Below are 17,553 nucleotides of genomic sequence, written 5' to 3'. Positions count from 1 at the left end.
GCTTTCAAAAGCATGGGCTGGTCTCGCTGAAAGAAATTTCGGCGAGACCAGCCCATGCTTTTGTATTGAGATCGATAAAGGTTAAAGAAATTTAACCAAGGAATGAATTCTTTCTTTGCGTTTCAAAAATAACAAGAAATAACGAGAAAATAACAAATCAAATCTGCTAACGTTTAGCCATCGAAAACTGACAGCTAAAAACCAAATTTCTTGTAAATAAATCTAAAGATTTTCATGGGTGATTAGTCTGCTTTTCGAAAAGTTCTCCATGTAATTAGGTTTTCTTGAAAGAAAGAAGTGTAAGCGTGCGCGACTTTGACATTCGTTTTTCCCGGCTCAAAGTAGGGGGAAACTGGTGAAGTTCTTCCAAAGTATTATTTCCCTGTTGGGATTATTGGGGCTCTTTTTTGCAGAATTGCTGGGAAGTATTGGAAGTGCGGTGGGGTCTTCATCTGTAACTCCGCCAACGAATCCCGAGGAGATTGTAGTTAACCCGCTTGCGCGTGCTGTTGATGAGGAAGAAGCTCGAGAGCTATTCGAAAACGCCAATGTGGATGGTAGTTCGAATCCTTATGGCAGTCTCGAAGTATCGGATCAAAACGTTGAGGAAAGTTTATTGGAGGTAGGTTCCGTCCTGTCAGTTGCCCCGACTGATTTTCTTCCCGAAGGCGCTTTGCTGAAGATTATTTCAATCAGTGATCAAGCAGGTGACACTACGTTGATAGTGACCGGACCTGCGACTTTGACTGACATCGTTGAGGATTCAGGAGGGTATCAGCTACCAACCCCTGAGCTGGTGAGCTTTGACTTGATTCCAGAACCGGGTGTGTCCATTACTGAACCAACTGTCGACTACTTTAGCGATGGGGAAGTGACAGCGACTTACCAAAAGGGCTTTGAGCTGGATGAGAACGTTGACGGAGTTGATATCCATGTAGCTGGAAATATCGGTATCGAGGCCGCGCTGGGGTACGAAATTAAAAAATTTAAGCTAGAAAGCTTTGATGTTACTGCGACACCTTTCATTGAATCCGAGTTTCGTATTGGTACTGGTCAGGAAGTTACAGTCGGATGGAATCGAACACTGGCTGAAGTTGAAGCCACGCACCTATTTACTGTTGGTCACATTCCGGTGCGCCTGATTACGACGGGAACTTTGGATCTAAATCTTTCCGCAGGGGCGGCTGGCGAGTTCTCTTATAGTCCCAAGGTAGAGGTGAGCCACAAGGCTGGTCTTAGTTACTCAGATGGTTCATTCACGGGAATAAATGAACCTGACTTGGATGTCGATGGTCTAGGCGATATTAACCTTAAGGCTTCTGCGGAAGCTAAAGCGGAAATTGTTCCTAATTTAACTTCTAAGTTTTATGGCTTGGTGGGTATTTATGCTGAGGTAGCAGGGTGGGTGAAACTCGATGCAACGCTTACCCCATTAACAGTGAAATGTACTGCAAGTGCCGGAGTAACCCCAGAAGTAGGGTTGGAAGCTTCGGTTGACTTGCTTGGAATAGATGTTAGCTGGGAGCATGCGTTCCTCGAAGAGGAATTTGAGCTCTTCAAGTTGGATGACTTGTGTGCTGACAAATTGCCGGATCCTGGGGTTGACCCAACTCCTGATCTGGCCGGAAATGGAGTGGTGTTGCAGGAGGGAAACGCTACTGGTTCTCCAGAGCAGTGGGGCTTCCTCGATGGACTTGTTGAGAACAAGCCTGCTTGGGTCCTGAGTACTGGAAATATTAATGATGCTGTGGGGCTGCCCGGTCATTTTGCATCAACTAACCTTGGGAACCCAGGATCCGATGCTTTGTCGGAGCTTTCAGGAGGACTGACTTGGGATGCAGCTTCGTATCAGGTGACTGTAGTTCCGACTGGCACCACGTTGTTTATCGAGTATGCCTTTGCATCTGAAGAGTATCCAGAATATGTGAACTCGAATTACAACGATGTGATGGCAATTTTTGTCAATGGACAAAACTGTGCAGTTGTACCTGAGACGGATGAGCCAATCTCAGTTAATACGGTCAATCATTTAACCAATACGGAGTATTACATTGACAACCAATTTGGTGCTGTGGGATATAACACCGCGTTCGATGGGCTAACTAAAGATCTCCGATGTGCCGTGCCGGTGACCCCAGGCGTTCCTGTTGATGTGCATATTGCTATTGCAGATACCGGGGATGCGGTTTATGACAGCGCAATCGCCTTAGTAGAGGGCGGCATTTACTCCGAATAAGACCTGAATTTAATCACTTCTGACGTCCCCTGAATTATCGGGGGCGTCAGAGTCAGTTTTTAGGCAGGGTCCTCTTAAAGGTTCAACCCTAAGATTATGGGGTAACTCCGGCAGACATCAATCTTCGTAGTGGTGGGGTGAATTTCCAACAGTTAACCCCAGCTTTCGCACCCACTTGATTAGCCCAGGGCAACTGTCTGGAGTTGTTTTGAGGCTACCAATAGTGACTGTGACACGCTTAACAATCCTTTAAAGTGCCTGTTAAACCAGACTTGGGTCAATCCCGCTAGAGGAAATCATATTGACTCTCTGATCAGTGCAGATTTTTAGCATGGGGGGACATTTCTCGGTGCTAATTTGGTCCAACTCAGGAAACCCAACTAACGCGCTGCTGATTACCGCGCTAGTTTGGGAACTCGCAGCCTGATGCCGTGACAATACGCGGTAGCATTTATCGCTTGTTTAAGGCCTCGAGTTTTACTGGATGAGCTTTGGTATGCACTTGACCTCGACAGCCCGTTAGAAGCGCCCCTGGGGAGGTATGATCTTTGCAGGTTGGGGGCGAAATTTAAGAGCGGCCAAACCAGGCGACCCGGAAACTTCAAAACCTTAAATGTTGGGTCTCTGTGTTTGGTGTTGAGAGCGATTCACCAAACCAGGCGACCCAGAATCTTCAAAAACGTGAATGTTGGGTCTCCTGGTTTGGTTCCAGCGCTCAAGTCGTCCTGCCAGTACCTGACGGGGTCTACGCTTTGATCGTCAATCTTTCTCAGGCTTCACACGCACCTCATTGGCTCCAAGGTGTGGGCCGTCGAGGGTTATTTCTAACCATTGAAAGCAACTGTGATGCACTTAACAATCCTTTAAACTACCTGTTAAACTATAGAAAATGCTGGCAGGGCGCCCGTTTCTTATTCTATAGAACTATCGAAATTAGTTTCTGTAGGTCTATAGTTAGAGCTGGTTCAAGGGGTGTCAATCCCAAAAGGCACTCCTTGAACTCCACACAAAAGTTAAACTCAAAGGAGGTCGTCCACGCTATGGGTGCAGATCAAATTGCAGCAGTCTCCGGCAATTCAGCATGGATGCTCATGTCCGCCTCGCTAGTGCTGTTAATGACACCGGCGCTAGCCCTTTTTTATGGCGGAATGTCACGTCAAAAGTCCGTACTCAACATGATGATGATGTCCTTTGGTGCATTGGGCGTCGTTGCCGTTATTTATCTCCTTTGGGGATGGTCGATGTCTTATGGAACTCAATCAATCGCAGGAATCTTTGCAAACCCTTTTGAGTTCTTCGGCCTTAGAGATTCCATCGTTGATGCAGAAGGAAACTACATCGAGGGTGCAGCAGGGTATCCCAACATCATTGATATTGGATTCCAGCTCACCTTTGCGGTCATCTCCACAGCCTTGATCTCTGGTGCTTTGGCAGAGCGTGTGAAGTTTTCCACGTGGCTAATCTTCAGTGGTGCGTGGGTCACCTTGGTGTATTTCCCATTGGCGCACATGGTGTGGGGTGGTGGACTTCTTAGCCACAATGTTTCCGGTTTTGCTTCATGGATGTTTGGTTCAAATGGTGAGGAAGCAAATATTGCGCCGATCGATTTCGCAGGTGGAACCGTTGTGCACATTTCTGCTGGTACAGCGGCGTTAGTGTTGGCGGTGATCGTCGGCAAGCGAAAGACGTTTGGCAAGGCAATTGCTAGGCCACACAACCTGCCTATGGTGATGCTTGGCGCTGCGCTGTTGTGGTTTGGCTGGTTTGGATTCAATGGTGGCTCGGCGTTTGCTGCTGATGGCCTTGCTGGTTTGGCCTGGGTTAACACGACGGCGGCTACTGCAGCTGCGATGCTCGGTTGGTTGGCTACGGAAAAATTCCGCGATGGACATGCCACGTCGCTGGGTGCTGCATCTGGTGTTGTTGCAGGTCTTGTGGCTATTACTCCAGCAGCGGGCGCACTGACTCCGGTGACCTCCTTAATTCTTGGCGCAATCGGTGGAGTTTTGGCGTGCCTAGGCGTTGGGCTTAAGTACCGTTTCGGCTTTGATGATTCCTTGGATGTCGTTGGCGTTCACCTTGTTGCGGGTCTGTGGGGAACGGTCGGGGTTGGTCTTCTTGCCACTGATGCTGGTTGGTTTAGTGGTGGTGGCATGGATGGATTTAAACTCTTTATTGTCCAGATCGTCATCGCTTTAGTCGCAGTGGTTTTTGCAGGTGTGATCACCGCGGTTATCGCGTTCGCGCTGAAAGCCACCATCGGATGGCGCGTTGATGATGAAGTGGAGCAGCAAGGAATTGACACTCACGAACACGCAGAGTCTGCTTATGACACTGTGGGTCCGGAAATTCGATAAGTTTATTTGAAAATACCTCAAACCGTTCCGAAAAACCGTTCCGATAGTCTTTTTGAAGGAGACGATCATGAAACTCATCACCGCTATTGTCAAGCCGTTTACCCTCACCGACATTAAAGATGCCCTCGAGCAAGCAGGTGTGCAGGGCATGACTGTCACTGAAACCCAAGGCTTCGGTCAGCAAAAAGGCCACACCGAGGTTTATCGCGGGGCCGAGTATGCCGTTGATTTCGTACCGAAAGTCAAGATCGAAGTTATTATCTCCGATGCTCAGGCTGAGGAAGTCATCAACGTTATCGTCGAGACCGCACGCACCGGCAAAGTCGGCGACGGCAAAGTGTGGATGACCAACATTGAAGAGCTAGTGCGAGTGCGCACTGGTGAGCGTGGCGAAGCAGCTCTTTAATACTTATGAATAATCCCGCTCAGCTGCGCCAAGATTCCGAAAAAGAAGTCCTGGCGTTGCTGGGCTCTTTGGATTTACCAGCAGGTACTGCACTTGCTGCCACTGGATCGTTGGCCAGGTCAGAACTTACGCCTTATTCCGATTTGGATCTCATTTTGATCCATCCACCTGGGAAAACGCCCGATGGTGTGGAGGATTTATGGTATCCAATTTGGGATGCAAAAAAGAGGCTTGACTATTCAGTGCGCACCCCGGATGAATGCGTGGCCATGATTTCCGCGGATTCCACAGCCGCACTTGCCATGCTTGATCTGCGGTTTATCGCAGGAGACGAAGAGCTGTGCTCGACTACGCGTCGGCGCATCGTGGATAAGTGGCGTCAAGAGCTTAATAAAAATTTTGATGCCGTCGTCGATACTGCGATTGCGCGCTGGCGCCGCTCTGGGCCTGTGGTGGCTATGACAAAGCCGGATCTCAAGCACGGCAGGGGAGGGCTTCGCGATTTCGAATTAATCAAAGCATTGGCTTTGGGGCACCTGTGCAATGTTCCGCAGCTAGACGCGCAACACCAATTGCTTCTCGACGCCCGCACCCTACTTCATGTCCACGCGCGCCGTTCCCGCGACGTTTTGGATCCCGAGTTCGCCGTCGATGTGGCCATGGACTTAGGTTTTGTCGACCGGTATCACCTTGGCCGGGAGATCGCCGATGCCGCCCGCGCCATAGACGACGGCCTGACCACCGCATTAGCCACCGCCCGGGGCATTTTGCCACGCCGCAGTGGCTTGGCGTTTAGAAATGCTTCTCGACGCCCCCTCGATCTTGATGTCGTCGACGCCAATGGCACCATCGCCTTGTCTAAAAAACCTGATCTTAGTGATCCAGCACTTCCACTACGAGTGGCAGCAGCCGCAGCAACCACTGGACTTCCAGTTCTGGAATCTACGTGGGTCAGGTTGAGCGAATGCCCGATGCTTCCAGAACCCTGGCCAGCAAATGCCACCGGTGATTTCTTCCGTATTCTCTCCAGTCCGGAAAACTCGCGCAAGGTGGTCAAAAGTATGGACCGACATGGATTGTGGTCGCGTTTTGTTCCGGAATGGGACCGCATCAAAGGGCTGATGCCACGTGAACCAAGTCATGTCTCCACCATTGACGAGCACAGTCTTAACACCGTGGCTGGTTGTGCTTTAGAAACCGTCGCTGTTGCCAGGCCAGACCTTTTGGTGTTGGGCGCGTTGTATCACGATATCGGTAAAGGTTACCCGCGCCCGCATGAACAGGTAGGTGCTGAAATGGTTGCGCGAGCAGCAAGTCGAATGGGGCTTAACCTTCGCGATCGAGCCAGCGTGCAAACGCTGGTCGCCGAGCACACTACGGTGGCAAAAATTGCCGCCCGCCTTGATCCCTACTCGGAGGAGGCCGTCGATAAGCTGCTTGATGCTGTGCGATATGACTTAGTTACTTTAAATTTGCTCGAAGTGCTCACTGAGGCTGATGCGAAAGCGACAGGGCCAGGGGTGTGGACCAGCCGTTTGGAGCATGCTTTGCGGATTGTGTGCAAGCGAGCGCGTGACCGCCTCACGGATATCCGGCCGGTGGCGCCACTGATCGCTCCTCGCAGTGAGATTGGTTTAGTAGAGCGCGAAGGTGTGTACACGGTGCAGTGGCATGGAGACGACCTGAATCGAATTTTGGGAGTCATCTACGCAAAGGGTTGGACCATTACTGCAGCACGCATGCTTGCCAATGGGAGCTGGAGTGCAGAATTTGATGTGCGAGCCAACGGTCCTCAAGATTTCGATCCCCAACACTTCCTCCAAGCATTTCAATCGGGGGTATTTTCCGAAGTTCCTACGCCCGCGCCTGGTCTAACAGCGACGTTTTGGCACGGAAATACCCTTGAAGTGCGCACCGAAGTCCGAACAGGAGCTATTTTTGCCCTGCTCAGAACACTGCCCAATGCGCAATGGATCAACGCAGTCACCCGCGGCGCAACCCTAATTATCCAGGCTGCTTTAAAGCCAGGATTTGATAGAGCAGTGGTGGAACGATCCGTTGTTAAAGCCTTGGCAGGTAGCTGACGTGACCTAAGCCGGGGCAACCAGCTAGCATATAGGGATTAGCAACCCCGCACTCTAGAACCTACTGGGAGTTCATTCGTGTTTGAGTCACTGTCCGATCGGTTGAATAGCGCGCTTTCCGGCCTCCGCGGCAAAGGAAAGCTCACCGAGGCAGACATCAATGCAACCACTCGTGAGATTCGTCTCGCGCTGCTGGAAGCTGACGTTTCATTAACGGTTGTCCGTGCCTTTATTAATCGTATTAAGGAACGCGCCGTCGGGGCAGAAGTTTCTCAGGCACTCAACCCGGCGCAGCAAGTAATCAAGATCGTCAACGAGGAGCTCGTGCAGATCCTCGGTGGCGAAACGCGCCGACTTTCGCTGGCGAAAAACCCACCGACCGTCATCATGCTGGCTGGTCTGCAAGGTGCTGGTAAAACCACCCTTGCCGGTAAATTGTCAAAGCACTTAGCTAAGCAGGGGCACACCCCAATGCTGGTTGCCTGTGACCTTCAACGCCCAGGTGCAGTGCAACAGCTGCAAATTGTTGGTGAACGTGCTGGAGTTAAAACTTTCGCACCAGACCCAGGCACCAGCATTGATTCCCTCGAGCATGAAATGGGTACCTCCCACGGTGACCCAGTTGAGGTAGCGCGCGCAGGCATTGAAGAAGCAAAGCGCACCCAGCATGACATCGTGATCGTGGATACCGCGGGCCGTTTGGGTATTGATGAAACCCTGATGACCCAGGCACGCAACATCCGTGAAGCCATCAATCCTGATGAAGTGCTCTTTGTCATTGACTCCATGATTGGTCAAGACGCCGTTGATACCGCGGAAGCCTTCCGTGACGGCGTCGATTTCACTGGTGTTGTTCTGACCAAGCTCGATGGTGACGCACGTGGTGGTGCTGCACTTTCCATCCGTGAAGTTACTGGCAAGCCGATCATGTTTGCCTCCACCGGTGAAAAACTCGACGATTTCGATGTCTTCCACCCTGAGCGTATGGCCAGCCGAATCCTGGGCATGGGTGACGTATTGTCACTTATCGAGCAGGCCGAAGCCGTCATGGACCAGGAAAAGGCTGAGGCAGCTGCCCAGAAGTTGGGCACCGGCGAGCTCACCTTGGAAGACTTCCTCGACCAGATGCTGATGATCCGCCGCATGGGACCAATCGGAAACATCTTGAAGATGCTTCCTGGCGGCAAGCAGATGTCACAAATGGCTGACATGGTCGATGAAAAACAACTCGACCGCATTCAGGCCATCATTCGCGGTATGACTCCTGCAGAGCGAGACAACCCGAAGATCCTCAACGCGTCTCGTAGAAAGCGCATCGCCAACGGTTCTGGTGTCACTGTTTCTGAAGTAAACAAACTGGTTGAACGATTCTTTGAAGCCCGAAAGATGATGGGGCAAATGGCCGGCCAGTTCGGCATGGGACCTGGAACCCGCAGCGCTACAAAGAAACAAGCCAAGGGCCGTAAGGGGAAAAACGGCAAGCGTAAACCAGCCAAGAAGGGGCCAACCCAGCCAAAGATGCCGATGGGTGGCATGCCGGGAATGCCAGGCATGGGTGGCGCAGGGATGCCTGACTTAGCAGAACTGCAAAAGCAGCTTGGTGGAGCAGGTGGACTTGGCGGCCGTGGTGGCGGACTGCCAGGTATGCCTGGAATGCCGAAGCTGCCAAAGGGTATGGAAAATATCGACCTCAACAACTTGGACTTTGGGAACTCTGGCAAGAAGTAGCACGTTTAGGACCTGAGCTAGAACTAGTCGGTGCATCGCCTTTTATGGTGATGCACCGACTAGTTGTTTTTGGTACAAATTGTTCTATGCCACCAATCTTGCAAGTGCGGGACCTCGTTAAACGCTATGACACTACTACAGCAGTTGATCACTTAAGTTTTGACGTAGAACAAGGGGAGATCTTCGCCTTTCTAGGTGAAAACGGTGCTGGCAAAACCACAACCATTTCTTGCCTCATTGGGATTGAACAACCAACCTTAGGTGAGATCACGCTACAAGGCGGGAACGTGGACTCATCAAAACTGGGGGTTGTATTCCAACAGTCTGTACTTGATCCGCTTTTAAGCGCGAAAGAAAACCTTGAAACTCGAGGAAGCTTATACCCTGAGGTAGACCCACAGCGGATTGACGAGATCATTGAACATATCGGCATGGAAGGATTTGCCAACCGTAAATACGGTGTCTTATCCGGTGGTGAGAAACGCCGGACCGATATTGCACGAGCACTGCTGCATTCTCCCGATATCTTGTTTTTGGATGAACCAACAGCAGGACTAGACCCTAGATCCCGGCGTCAAGTGTGGGACACCATTAATTCCTTACGCAACGATGTGGGGCTTACCGTCTTTTTGACCACGCACTACATGGAAGAAACTGAATTAGCAGATTCTGTCCTCATTATTGACCACGGCCAAGAAGTAGCGTCTGGAACTCCCATGGAGCTGCGCTCGCGCTACACCACAACCGTATTAACTCTAAGAACAGATAATCCTGAGCAACTCTCGCATGAGCTTGTTCGTTTTGAACCAGAAGTTGATGGGGACAGGCTTCGACTCCGATTAGCAGATGGGCTTGAAGCAGCGCATTTGGCAGTGGAGATAGCACGGCAAACCGAGAACGTTTTAGATGTTGAGATACGGCACGGCTCAATGGACGATGTATTTCTAGCGGTTACGGCAGGGCGGGATTCAGTGCGGGATGCAGGGCGGGGAAAATCATGATTACAGTGCTAGTTCGTAGACATCTTAGATGCTTCTTCCGGGATAAAATGGCCGTGTTGTTTTCCATTCTCGGTGCGATAATTCTCCTTGGTCTTTATGTGCTGTTTCTAGGAAAACTGCAGATAGATAGCTTATCGGTGGATCTCCCAGAATCGGCGAGAAACGAAGTAGAAGGATTCGTATTCAACTGGGCCTTTTCGGGAATTCTCGTAACATCGGCCATTACCGTTCCTCAAGCAGCACTTGGCGTATTAGTTGAGGACCGAACACGAGGAGGTATCAAAGACTTCCTTGTTGCACCGATTTCGCGCACTACGTTGACCATCTCTTATATTCTTGCCGCAGTTATTGTGGCGATGACAATTTTGCTTATCGAGTTCATCGTCGGCAGCATCGGTATAGCGGCCTTGGGTCACTTGAGCGTCACGCTGCTGGGAGTACTTAAATTAGTGATTGTGCTGTTTGTGATCTGCTTAACGTTTGCAGCGATCGCGGCGTTTTTGATCACCCTGGTGAAATCCCAAGGTGGAATGTCTGCGCTTTCAAGTTTGGTTGGTACGTTGGCAGGATTTCTCGCAGGAGCATACATCCCACCAATTGCATTGCCGACAACCGTGGTGCATGTATTGAATTTTCTCCCATTTTCACCCGCGGCAATGTTGATCCGACAAGTAATAGCAGCACCGGCGTTGGAAAATACTTTATTTCCCCCGGAAGTATTAAATGAACTGCAGTACGGCTACGGCATCAAATTGGAAATATTAGGCCAAGCAATGACCGTGTGGCTTGCGGTAGGAATCGTTGCAGCATGGGGTGTACTTTTCGGCTTGATTGCAGCATTCAAGATGAAAAGTGTTGTGCGTTGAAAAAAAATTTAGAGCATATCTTCAGGACTGACACCGTTGATATCGCGCAATTTAGTATTGGCGCCGGCACGTAGCAACACATCAACAACTGCGGAATCAGGTAAATGATGGGCTGCAGCACTCCACAGGGGAGTCCGTCCAAAAGTATCTGCGGCGTTGACGTTGGCACCTGCATCAATCAAACATTCAACAATGCCGTCATCCCCGGCGATTGCGGCGAAGTGCAATGCGGTTTTGCCTTTGGGATCGGCAAGACGCGGGTTCGCACCCAAATCAAGCAGGCGCGCAACAACCATCAAGTTGCCAGCTTCAGCAGCTCGCATGAGCACTGTCAGATCATGATCATCTCTGGCATTGGGGCCAGCATTTGTCAGAAAATTGTTTAAACCGGTGAGGTCGCCAGTCAGCATGATTTCATCAAATCGGCCACCGTCGACATAGTGAATTAAGTTCCGGTCATCATTACCGGAGGCAATGGGAAGCACAGTATCTCAATCTACCCTTCTAGGCAGCAGGAGCGTAATAGGTGAAAGGATGGTTTTTAGCTACACGCTAAAAAGAGTGAAATAGCCGAATAGAGAACAAGTAATTTTATTTTTTCTTCACCTACCGCTAATATGGTTCAGGTTGTGTGCGCTTAAATGCGTGCAACAACATTTTATAGACTTTCCTGCGTAATGCCGCCAACGACCCCGGTCGTCCGGAGGAGTCACACGCAGGTTAAACAAGAAGGGCTGAACCGGCTCACCAGCACACGGTGAGTGGCAGTACTGCCCAGTGACCTAGTGAGGAAAATTCACATGGCTGTAAAGATCAAGCTCCAGCGCCTTGGTAAGATCCGTACCCCGCACTACCGTGTTGTCATCGCTGACGCACGCACCAAGCGCGACGGTAAGGTTATCGAGAACATCGGTATCTACGAGCCAAAGGCTGAGCCTTCCGTAATCAAGATCAACTCCGAGCGTGCACAGTACTGGCTGTCCGTTGGCGCACAGCCAACCGACTCCGTTGCAGCGCTGCTCAAGGTGACCGGCGACTGGCAGAAGTTCAAGGGCATCGAGGGTGCAGAGGGTACCCTGAAGGTTGCAGAGCCTAAGCCATCCAAGCTTGAGCTGTTCAACCAGGCTCTTGCTGAGGCTAACAACGGCCCAACCGCTGAGGCTATCACCGAAAAGAAGAAGAAGGCTCGCGAGGACAAGGAAGCTAAGGAAGCAGCTGAGAAGGCTGCTGCTGAAAAGGCTGCCGCTGCAGAAGCAGAGTCCGAAGAGGCTCCAGCTGAGGAAGCTGCTGCAGAAGAGGCATAAGCCAACTTTCGCACTTCTTTTTTAAAATCCACCTAATCATGAGAAATCATGAGCAGGTGGATTTTTCTATTTATCTAGTGTTTTTCACCAGTAAGCATCGTAAGGAGCATCACCGCATTGCCTTCTGCATCCTGTGGACAGTCCACTCGGTGAGTGATCCCTGCTTCCAAATGCACCACGGCCCCCGGTAAGAGTTCATAAGTTTCATCACCAACACCGAAGGTGAGCTGGCCAGAAAATGCCGTAACAGTGATCGGGTGAGCTGCACGGTGATCAGGTAGTGATTGGCCAGGGCTGAATGTAAAAGCAATGAGGTTGGCTCCGTCGCCTTGAAGGATTCGTTTAACACCAGGACGGTTTTTGTCTGGTTGTGGTGCAGGCGCGTCGTGGAGAATGTTGAAAGTACTCATCAGCTTGGCTTTCTTCCTAGGGGTTAAGGCAATAATTCCATTCTAATAAAAACTATTTTTTCCGTATTAATTGATGGCATGTAGGAGAGATTAGGGCTGTGACATAAACTTTCTTTTCATGAGCACAGAGCAGGAACTGCAGATCGGAAAAGTTGTGAAGTCCCACGGCATCAGGGGCGAAGTCGTTGTGGAACTAAGCACTGATGATCCAGAAATCCGTTTCGCAGTGGGGGAAGTATTAAAAGGTAAACAATCTGGAAAAGAACACGCGCTGACCATTGATTCTGCACGTGCGCATCAAGGGCGACTATTGGTGAAATTTGCTAAAGTTCCAGATCGTACCGCCGCGGATTCTTTACGAGGCACTCGATTTTTCGCAGCTCCTTTAGAAGCTGATGATGACGACGAAGGCTTTTATGATCACGAACTAGAAGGCCTGCGCATCATTCATAACGGCGAAGACATTGGTGAGGTAACTGGTGTGATGCACGGTCCTGCAGGAGAAATCCTAGAGGTCACGTTGGATTCAGGAAAAGACGTGCTCATTCCTTTTGTACATGCCATTGTCCCCGAGGTAGACCTGGAAGAGGGAACTGCGACAATCACCCCACCTGAAGGTTTATTAGACTTATAGCTTAAGTGCTAAATGGACATTCGGATGCAAAGTTCAGGTCTATGCTTAAAACCTGCTGCTCTAATCTCCAACTGCTTTGACTGATAGCAGCTCGAGTGCATCGTTGTCACAGCCATTAATGCCATCCAGTGGAAGGTATGCGGCTGCTGTTTCACCAGGAGGGTAGATGCGTATGCCGTCGACTGGTTCTAAGGAGCACTCGGCGGCGTCGTAGTTTTCCGCCCGGGAGATTCTGATACTGGCGTAAGTGCTTTCGCCTGGTTCAAGGGTGATCACTGGAGTATTCGAATTCTCTCTGGCTGCTGGCGCACCGATTTGCGTGCCATTGTCCATCCCGACAAAACTTATGCCAGGAAATCCTTGAAGGGTGCATTCTTGTGAACCTGCATTGGTGAAATTGATGTCCAAGAGAATGCTTCCTGCAGCGCCTTGTTGCTGACCTGTGGAAATATCAAGATCAGAGGTTGCACATTGAGTGTTTTGGGCAATTTCAGTAGTGGTTTCCGATCCAGGATCAGTGGCTGGCGCCGGATCAGTTTCTGTCACCGTTTCCGTGACCGTCTCTGAAACACCTTCAGAAGGAGAAGAGCCGGAACCAGAATTGGCACATGCGCTGAGCATCAAGAGCCCACTTATGCTGCCGATCGCTAAAGCTTGGTGCATTAATGTGTGAGGCTTCATGCCTTCAAGGGTAGACCTCTTGGTAGATTGAAGTCCGTGACTAGCTCTGAAAATCTTGATTCCCACCGTTTACGTCTTGATGTCGTAACCATTTTCCCTGAGTACCTTGATCCGTTGCGTCATGCGCTTTTGGGTAAGGCGATCGAAGATGGCATTTTAGAGGTCGGTGTTCATGATCTTCGGAATTGGGCGACCGGCGGACACAAAGCGGTTGATGACACCCCGTATGGTGGCGGTCCCGGAATGGTGATGAAGCCAGAGGTCTGGGGACCAGCGCTTGATGATGTCGCTGCAGGCCATGTTGCTGGTGTGGAGTTGGACTCGGCTGCGCCGCACTTGAAAAATGCGCGTCATGATGAGCTGGGTGGCGTCGAAAAGCGAATTTATGAGGCAGAAGAAAACCGTGACCTGCCGCTGCTGCTTGTGCCCACGCCGGCCGGCAAGCCTTTTACTCAGGCCGACGCGCAAGCGTGGTCAAATGAGGAGCACATTGTGTTCGCATGTGGGCGCTATGAGGGCATTGACCAGCGCGTTATCGATGATGCCACGAACCGCTACCGGGTGCGTGAAGTATCCATCGGCGACTACGTGCTGATCGGCGGGGAAGTAGCGGTGCTGGTTATAGCTGAGGCCGTGGTGCGTCTGATCCCGGGCGTGCTGGGCAATCGTCGCAGCCACGAAGAAGACAGCTTCTCCGACGGCCTTTTAGAAGGCCCCTCATACACCAAGCCCCGCACCTGGCGCGGGCTCGAAGTGCCTGAGGTACTCTTGTCCGGAAACCACGCCAAGGTAGATCGCTGGCGACGTGATCAGGCGCTGTTGCGCACCCAGGCAATTAGGCCTGAGCTTATCGACGCCACCCTCCTTGATTCCACCGACCTTAAAGTATTGGGACTGGATAAATGACAGAAACGCCCCCACAACCTGCAAAATCCGAACCAGAACTCCCAAAATTTCTCAGCAACCCTGAACGCGGCGACATCATTTTGTTCATCGCGTTAATCGCCATGGGCATTTTCTCCCTGTGCATGATCCCGCTGCGAGCCTGGATGCTCACCCAACCGTTGGCCTACACCTTAATTGTGGGCGGTTACACCAGCTCCGTGGTCGGCGGTGCCAATGCATCAGTTGATAACGGTATTTGGTGGGTCTATTGGCTGTGCACGTTGGTTGGCGCGCTGAAATTCATGCCCGTTTATTGGCTGATGGGTAAACGCTGGGGCATGGAATTTATCGACATGTCCCTCCAATACATGCCACGCTTTCACCGCATGTTCAAAAAGGCCATCGATTCTGAATCCTCCAAACTCTACGCCTGGGTAATCGGCCTTATTCCATTCGGATACCTGCCAGGACCTGTGCCCGGAACCATCCTTAACGCAGTGGCAGGCCTGCTGAAAATCAGGTTCTGGCTGGTAATGGCCTGGAACGCGATCTGTGTCCTGGCGATCAACGGACTGTTCATCTGGTTGGGCTACACCTTCGGCGAACAGGTTCTAGACATTGTTAACGTGGTCAACCGCTACATGCTGTGGATCACTCTGGTGCTGCTGGCATTGATGTTTTTTAGGGCACGGAAGCAATTTGCCAAATAAATGGTTGAAAGGAATATGACCATGCGAGAAGTTTCAACCGACCTCAATATCCTCATCGTCCCCAGCGAATGGGACAAAGTGCTAGAAAACCTACCAGCGACATTGGGCGACTCTGGATTCTCAGCGTCTGAAATCCACTCCCAGATTGTCGACCTCACCTGCGAACCCGACAACATGCTGGTCACCCAGTTCTCCCAGCTAGAGGGCCACCCACCAATCGTGGAAGTACTTCATCGCGTAGTAATTAACGGCACCTCTGACCTGGAGCTTAAAGAACTCACCAAAAAGGTGGTGGGGGCGCTGCCTCAGGGGATCTACTGGTATGGAACTTCCCTTGAAGGTACAACCGAACCCGGCGTTAATGCATCATGCGCGTGGCAGCATCGGAGTTAGTTTTCCACGTTTAGTTAGTCGACCCGCAATCCTGTTGGAAGTGTTTTTCGGGAGGGGCACTGCGCAAAATGCTGGATCCGCGCCGGGGGGATGGTGAGATGCAAAAATCCGACCGATTTGGGTGGGGACCCGAAATCAGTCGAGAATTTGCACGAAAGCCGAGGATGTATGCAAAAATTCGTTCGATTTAGAGCTTCGGGCATGCTATCTGGTCGGATTCTCGATCAGGGATCTCACAGGTGTCAAAATTGCCCATTGTATGCGGAAATGATGATGTTTTGTATGCCCGCTTAAGGGGATAACTCGACTGGGTCGACCCTTGGGTACGTTTCTCGAATCCAAGCTCCTAAAACGCCACGTGGGGCAAGTGTGAGTTTTCCTACTTTTCAGGCCTAAGAATAGCGATCATCATACCTTTGTGGATACGATTTCATATGGCAGGTGGAAACGATTCCACACAAGCCCATAGGTGCTAGGAGCTCAAGATGTATCCCACTGACAAAGCCCCATTCTCCCAACTTTGGCAGTACGCAGGAAATGACACTCAACTAGAAATCTTTTCTTCAGATGCCACAATCGAAAGCTGGTTGGCCGCGGAGAGATCACTCGCAACTGCGCAAGCCCACCATGGCGTGATCACTGAAGACGATGCTGCACAGATCAACCAGGCGGCAGTCCTTTCCAACATTGACCGCGAGAAGCTGTGGGAAGATGCCAAAAATGTCGGTTACCCCATCCTTGGCTTGGTAAGACAAATCGCAAGTCACCTTCCGGAAGGCCTCAACGGTCGAGTCCACTACGGCGCTACGACCCAAGACATCATGGACACCGGACTGGTGTTGCAAATGACTGCCTCTTTGAATGCCCTTGATAAACAGATTATGCGTCTGGGGAATGCACTGGCAGCTCGGGCTGAAGAGCACAAAGACACAGTGATGCCGGGACGTACCCATGCTCAGCAGGCAATTCCCACCACGTTTGGAGCAACACTCGCTACCTTTTTGGATCAAATCCGCAGGCAGAGGGAACGTCTTGGGGAAGCTCTCGAGCGTGTGCGAGTCATTTCGCTGTTTGGTGCTGGTGGAAACAACGCAGCACAAGGCGAACAAGCGGCAGCGGTTCGTGCAGAGATGGCTCGCCTGTTGGATCTGAAGGACCCGGTGGTGTCATGGCATGTGGAACGCGATGTGCTTGGGGACTTCGGATGGGTGTGCTCAACGCTGTGTGGATCGATGGCAAAATTTGGCCGAAACATCGTGGATCTTTCCCGAACTGAAATCGGCGAAGTTTTTGAGCCTTACAACTCCCATCGGGGTGCATCCTCCACGATGCCTCAGAAAGTCAACCCGATTTCTTCCGAGCTCATGATTGGTATTTCAGTGGTGGCGGGTGCCTTGACCTCCACTTTGCCACGGCTTCAGGAATCGGGACATGAACGAGCCGCAGGAGAGTGGCAGGGAGAATGGATTGTCATTCCAACGTTGGCCAATCTAGCTGGCTCTGCACTCGATGAAGCCATTGTGGTGGCTGAAGGAATGCGAGTGGATACAGATCGTATGTCCTCGAACTTGGCTTTTGATGGTGGATTGATCATGGCGGAAGCTCAGATGATTCAACTAGCTCCTGCTCTGGGGCGTGAGAAAGCTCATGACTTGGTCTATGAAGCATCCACGAAGGCTCGCGAAGAGCACACCACGCTGGCAGAAGAACTGCCGAAAATTGCCGCTCAACATGGGGTCGAAGACTTGTTGCCGAAGAGTTTTGTGCAGCCTGCAGACTATGTCGGCGAAGCTTTAGCCATGGTGAATGCAGCTGTAGCTGCCTGGAATGCCCAACTTTAACAACCCAAAACTGTAAC

Annotated in this window: 16 protein-coding genes; 13 read left to right on the top strand and 3 right to left on the bottom strand. The window is 51.0% G+C overall.

Annotated features, from left to right (window positions below; translation table 11 throughout):
• Nucleotides 1–355: 355 nt before the first annotated feature.
• The 7 genes from N24_RS10770 to N24_RS10740 all read left to right on the top strand — a co-directional run bounded on the left by N24_RS10770 (nucleotide 356) and on the right by N24_RS10740 (nucleotide 10,678).
• On the top strand, nucleotides 356–2,236 hold the full coding sequence (locus tag N24_RS10770; RefSeq protein ID WP_231910990.1) for a choice-of-anchor L domain-containing protein: 1,881 nt from the start codon (nucleotides 356–358) through the stop codon (nucleotides 2,234–2,236).
• 1,040 nt (nucleotides 2,237–3,276) lie between these two features.
• Nucleotides 3,277–4,593 carry an ammonium transporter gene (locus N24_RS10765; protein ID WP_096456846.1) on the top strand — a complete coding sequence of 439 codons (1,317 nt, stop codon included), beginning with the start codon at nucleotides 3,277–3,279 and terminating at the stop codon, nucleotides 4,591–4,593.
• Between the two features lie 67 nt (nucleotides 4,594–4,660).
• Complete coding sequence (gene glnK, locus N24_RS10760) at nucleotides 4,661–4,999, top strand: P-II family nitrogen regulator GlnK (RefSeq protein WP_059289479.1); 339 nt, start codon at nucleotides 4,661–4,663, stop codon at nucleotides 4,997–4,999.
• Between the two features lie 5 nt (nucleotides 5,000–5,004).
• Entirely contained in the window at nucleotides 5,005–7,083 is a 2,079-nt protein-coding gene (locus N24_RS10755) for a [protein-PII] uridylyltransferase (protein WP_096456844.1), read from the top strand.
• 78 nt (nucleotides 7,084–7,161) lie between these two features.
• Nucleotides 7,162–8,811: a signal recognition particle protein gene (gene ffh / locus N24_RS10750; RefSeq protein ID WP_096456842.1), complete on the top strand. Its 1,650-nt coding sequence runs from the start codon at nucleotides 7,162–7,164 to the stop codon at nucleotides 8,809–8,811.
• Between the two features lie 86 nt (nucleotides 8,812–8,897).
• Nucleotides 8,898–9,812 carry an ABC transporter ATP-binding protein gene (locus N24_RS10745; RefSeq protein WP_096456840.1) on the top strand — a complete coding sequence of 305 codons (915 nt, stop codon included), beginning with the start codon at nucleotides 8,898–8,900 and terminating at the stop codon, nucleotides 9,810–9,812.
• Entirely contained in the window at nucleotides 9,809–10,678 is an 870-nt protein-coding gene (locus tag N24_RS10740; protein ID WP_096456838.1) for an ABC transporter permease, read from the top strand. Before N24_RS10745 ends, N24_RS10740 begins: the two co-directional genes overlap by 4 nt.
• Nucleotides 10,679–10,686: 8 nt before the next feature.
• On the opposite strand, the gene N24_RS10735 is transcribed toward N24_RS10740, so the two are convergent.
• The gene (locus N24_RS10735; RefSeq protein ID WP_096456835.1) at nucleotides 10,687–11,163 is read right to left on the bottom strand and encodes an ankyrin repeat domain-containing protein; all 477 of its coding nucleotides are present in this window, start codon (nucleotides 11,161–11,163) and stop codon (nucleotides 10,687–10,689) included.
• A 315-nt stretch (nucleotides 11,164–11,478) separates the two neighbouring features.
• Between N24_RS10735 and rpsP the strand changes: the two genes are divergently transcribed.
• The gene (rpsP, locus tag N24_RS10730) at nucleotides 11,479–11,982 is read left to right on the top strand and encodes a 30S ribosomal protein S16 (protein WP_096456833.1); all 504 of its coding nucleotides are present in this window, start codon (nucleotides 11,479–11,481) and stop codon (nucleotides 11,980–11,982) included.
• A gap of 74 nt (nucleotides 11,983–12,056) precedes the next feature.
• On the opposite strand, the gene N24_RS10725 is transcribed toward rpsP, so the two are convergent.
• Nucleotides 12,057–12,392 carry a cupin domain-containing protein gene (locus N24_RS10725; RefSeq protein WP_096456831.1) on the bottom strand — a complete coding sequence of 112 codons (336 nt, stop codon included), beginning with the start codon at nucleotides 12,390–12,392 and terminating at the stop codon, nucleotides 12,057–12,059.
• Between the two features lie 118 nt (nucleotides 12,393–12,510).
• Between N24_RS10725 and rimM the strand changes: the two genes are divergently transcribed.
• Complete coding sequence (gene rimM / locus N24_RS10720) at nucleotides 12,511–13,026, top strand: ribosome maturation factor RimM (RefSeq protein ID WP_096456829.1); 516 nt, start codon at nucleotides 12,511–12,513, stop codon at nucleotides 13,024–13,026.
• Nucleotides 13,027–13,086: 60 nt separating this feature from the next.
• Here the strand turns inward: rimM and N24_RS10715 are convergent, their stop codons facing one another.
• Nucleotides 13,087–13,707 carry a DUF4232 domain-containing protein gene (locus tag N24_RS10715; protein WP_096456827.1) on the bottom strand — a complete coding sequence of 207 codons (621 nt, stop codon included), beginning with the start codon at nucleotides 13,705–13,707 and terminating at the stop codon, nucleotides 13,087–13,089.
• A gap of 27 nt (nucleotides 13,708–13,734) precedes the next feature.
• Here N24_RS10715 and trmD point away from each other — a divergent pair, with 27 nt between their 5' ends.
• From trmD to N24_RS10695, 4 genes are all read left to right on the top strand, one after another.
• Nucleotides 13,735–14,613, top strand: coding sequence for a tRNA (guanosine(37)-N1)-methyltransferase TrmD (trmD, locus tag N24_RS10710; RefSeq protein ID WP_096456825.1), 879 nt, complete (start codon nucleotides 13,735–13,737; stop codon nucleotides 14,611–14,613).
• A complete protein-coding gene (locus N24_RS10705) occupies nucleotides 14,610–15,302 on the top strand; it encodes a DedA family protein (RefSeq protein WP_096456823.1) in 693 nt (230 codons plus the stop codon). Before trmD ends, N24_RS10705 begins: the two co-directional genes overlap by 4 nt.
• Nucleotides 15,303–15,323: 21 nt before the next feature.
• Nucleotides 15,324–15,695, top strand: coding sequence for a hypothetical protein (locus tag N24_RS10700; protein WP_197702395.1), 372 nt, complete (start codon nucleotides 15,324–15,326; stop codon nucleotides 15,693–15,695).
• 485 nt (nucleotides 15,696–16,180) lie between these two features.
• On the top strand, nucleotides 16,181–17,536 hold the full coding sequence (locus N24_RS10695) for a class-II fumarase/aspartase family protein (protein WP_231910989.1): 1,356 nt from the start codon (nucleotides 16,181–16,183) through the stop codon (nucleotides 17,534–17,536).
• The last annotated feature ends 17 nt before the right edge of the window (nucleotides 17,537–17,553 follow it).

Source organism: Corynebacterium suranareeae (genome assembly GCF_002355155.1).
Lineage (GTDB): Bacteria > Actinomycetota > Actinomycetes > Mycobacteriales > Mycobacteriaceae > Corynebacterium > Corynebacterium suranareeae.
Note: the sequence above shows the minus strand (reverse complement) of the source record. Positions and strands in the feature narration are given on the sequence as shown.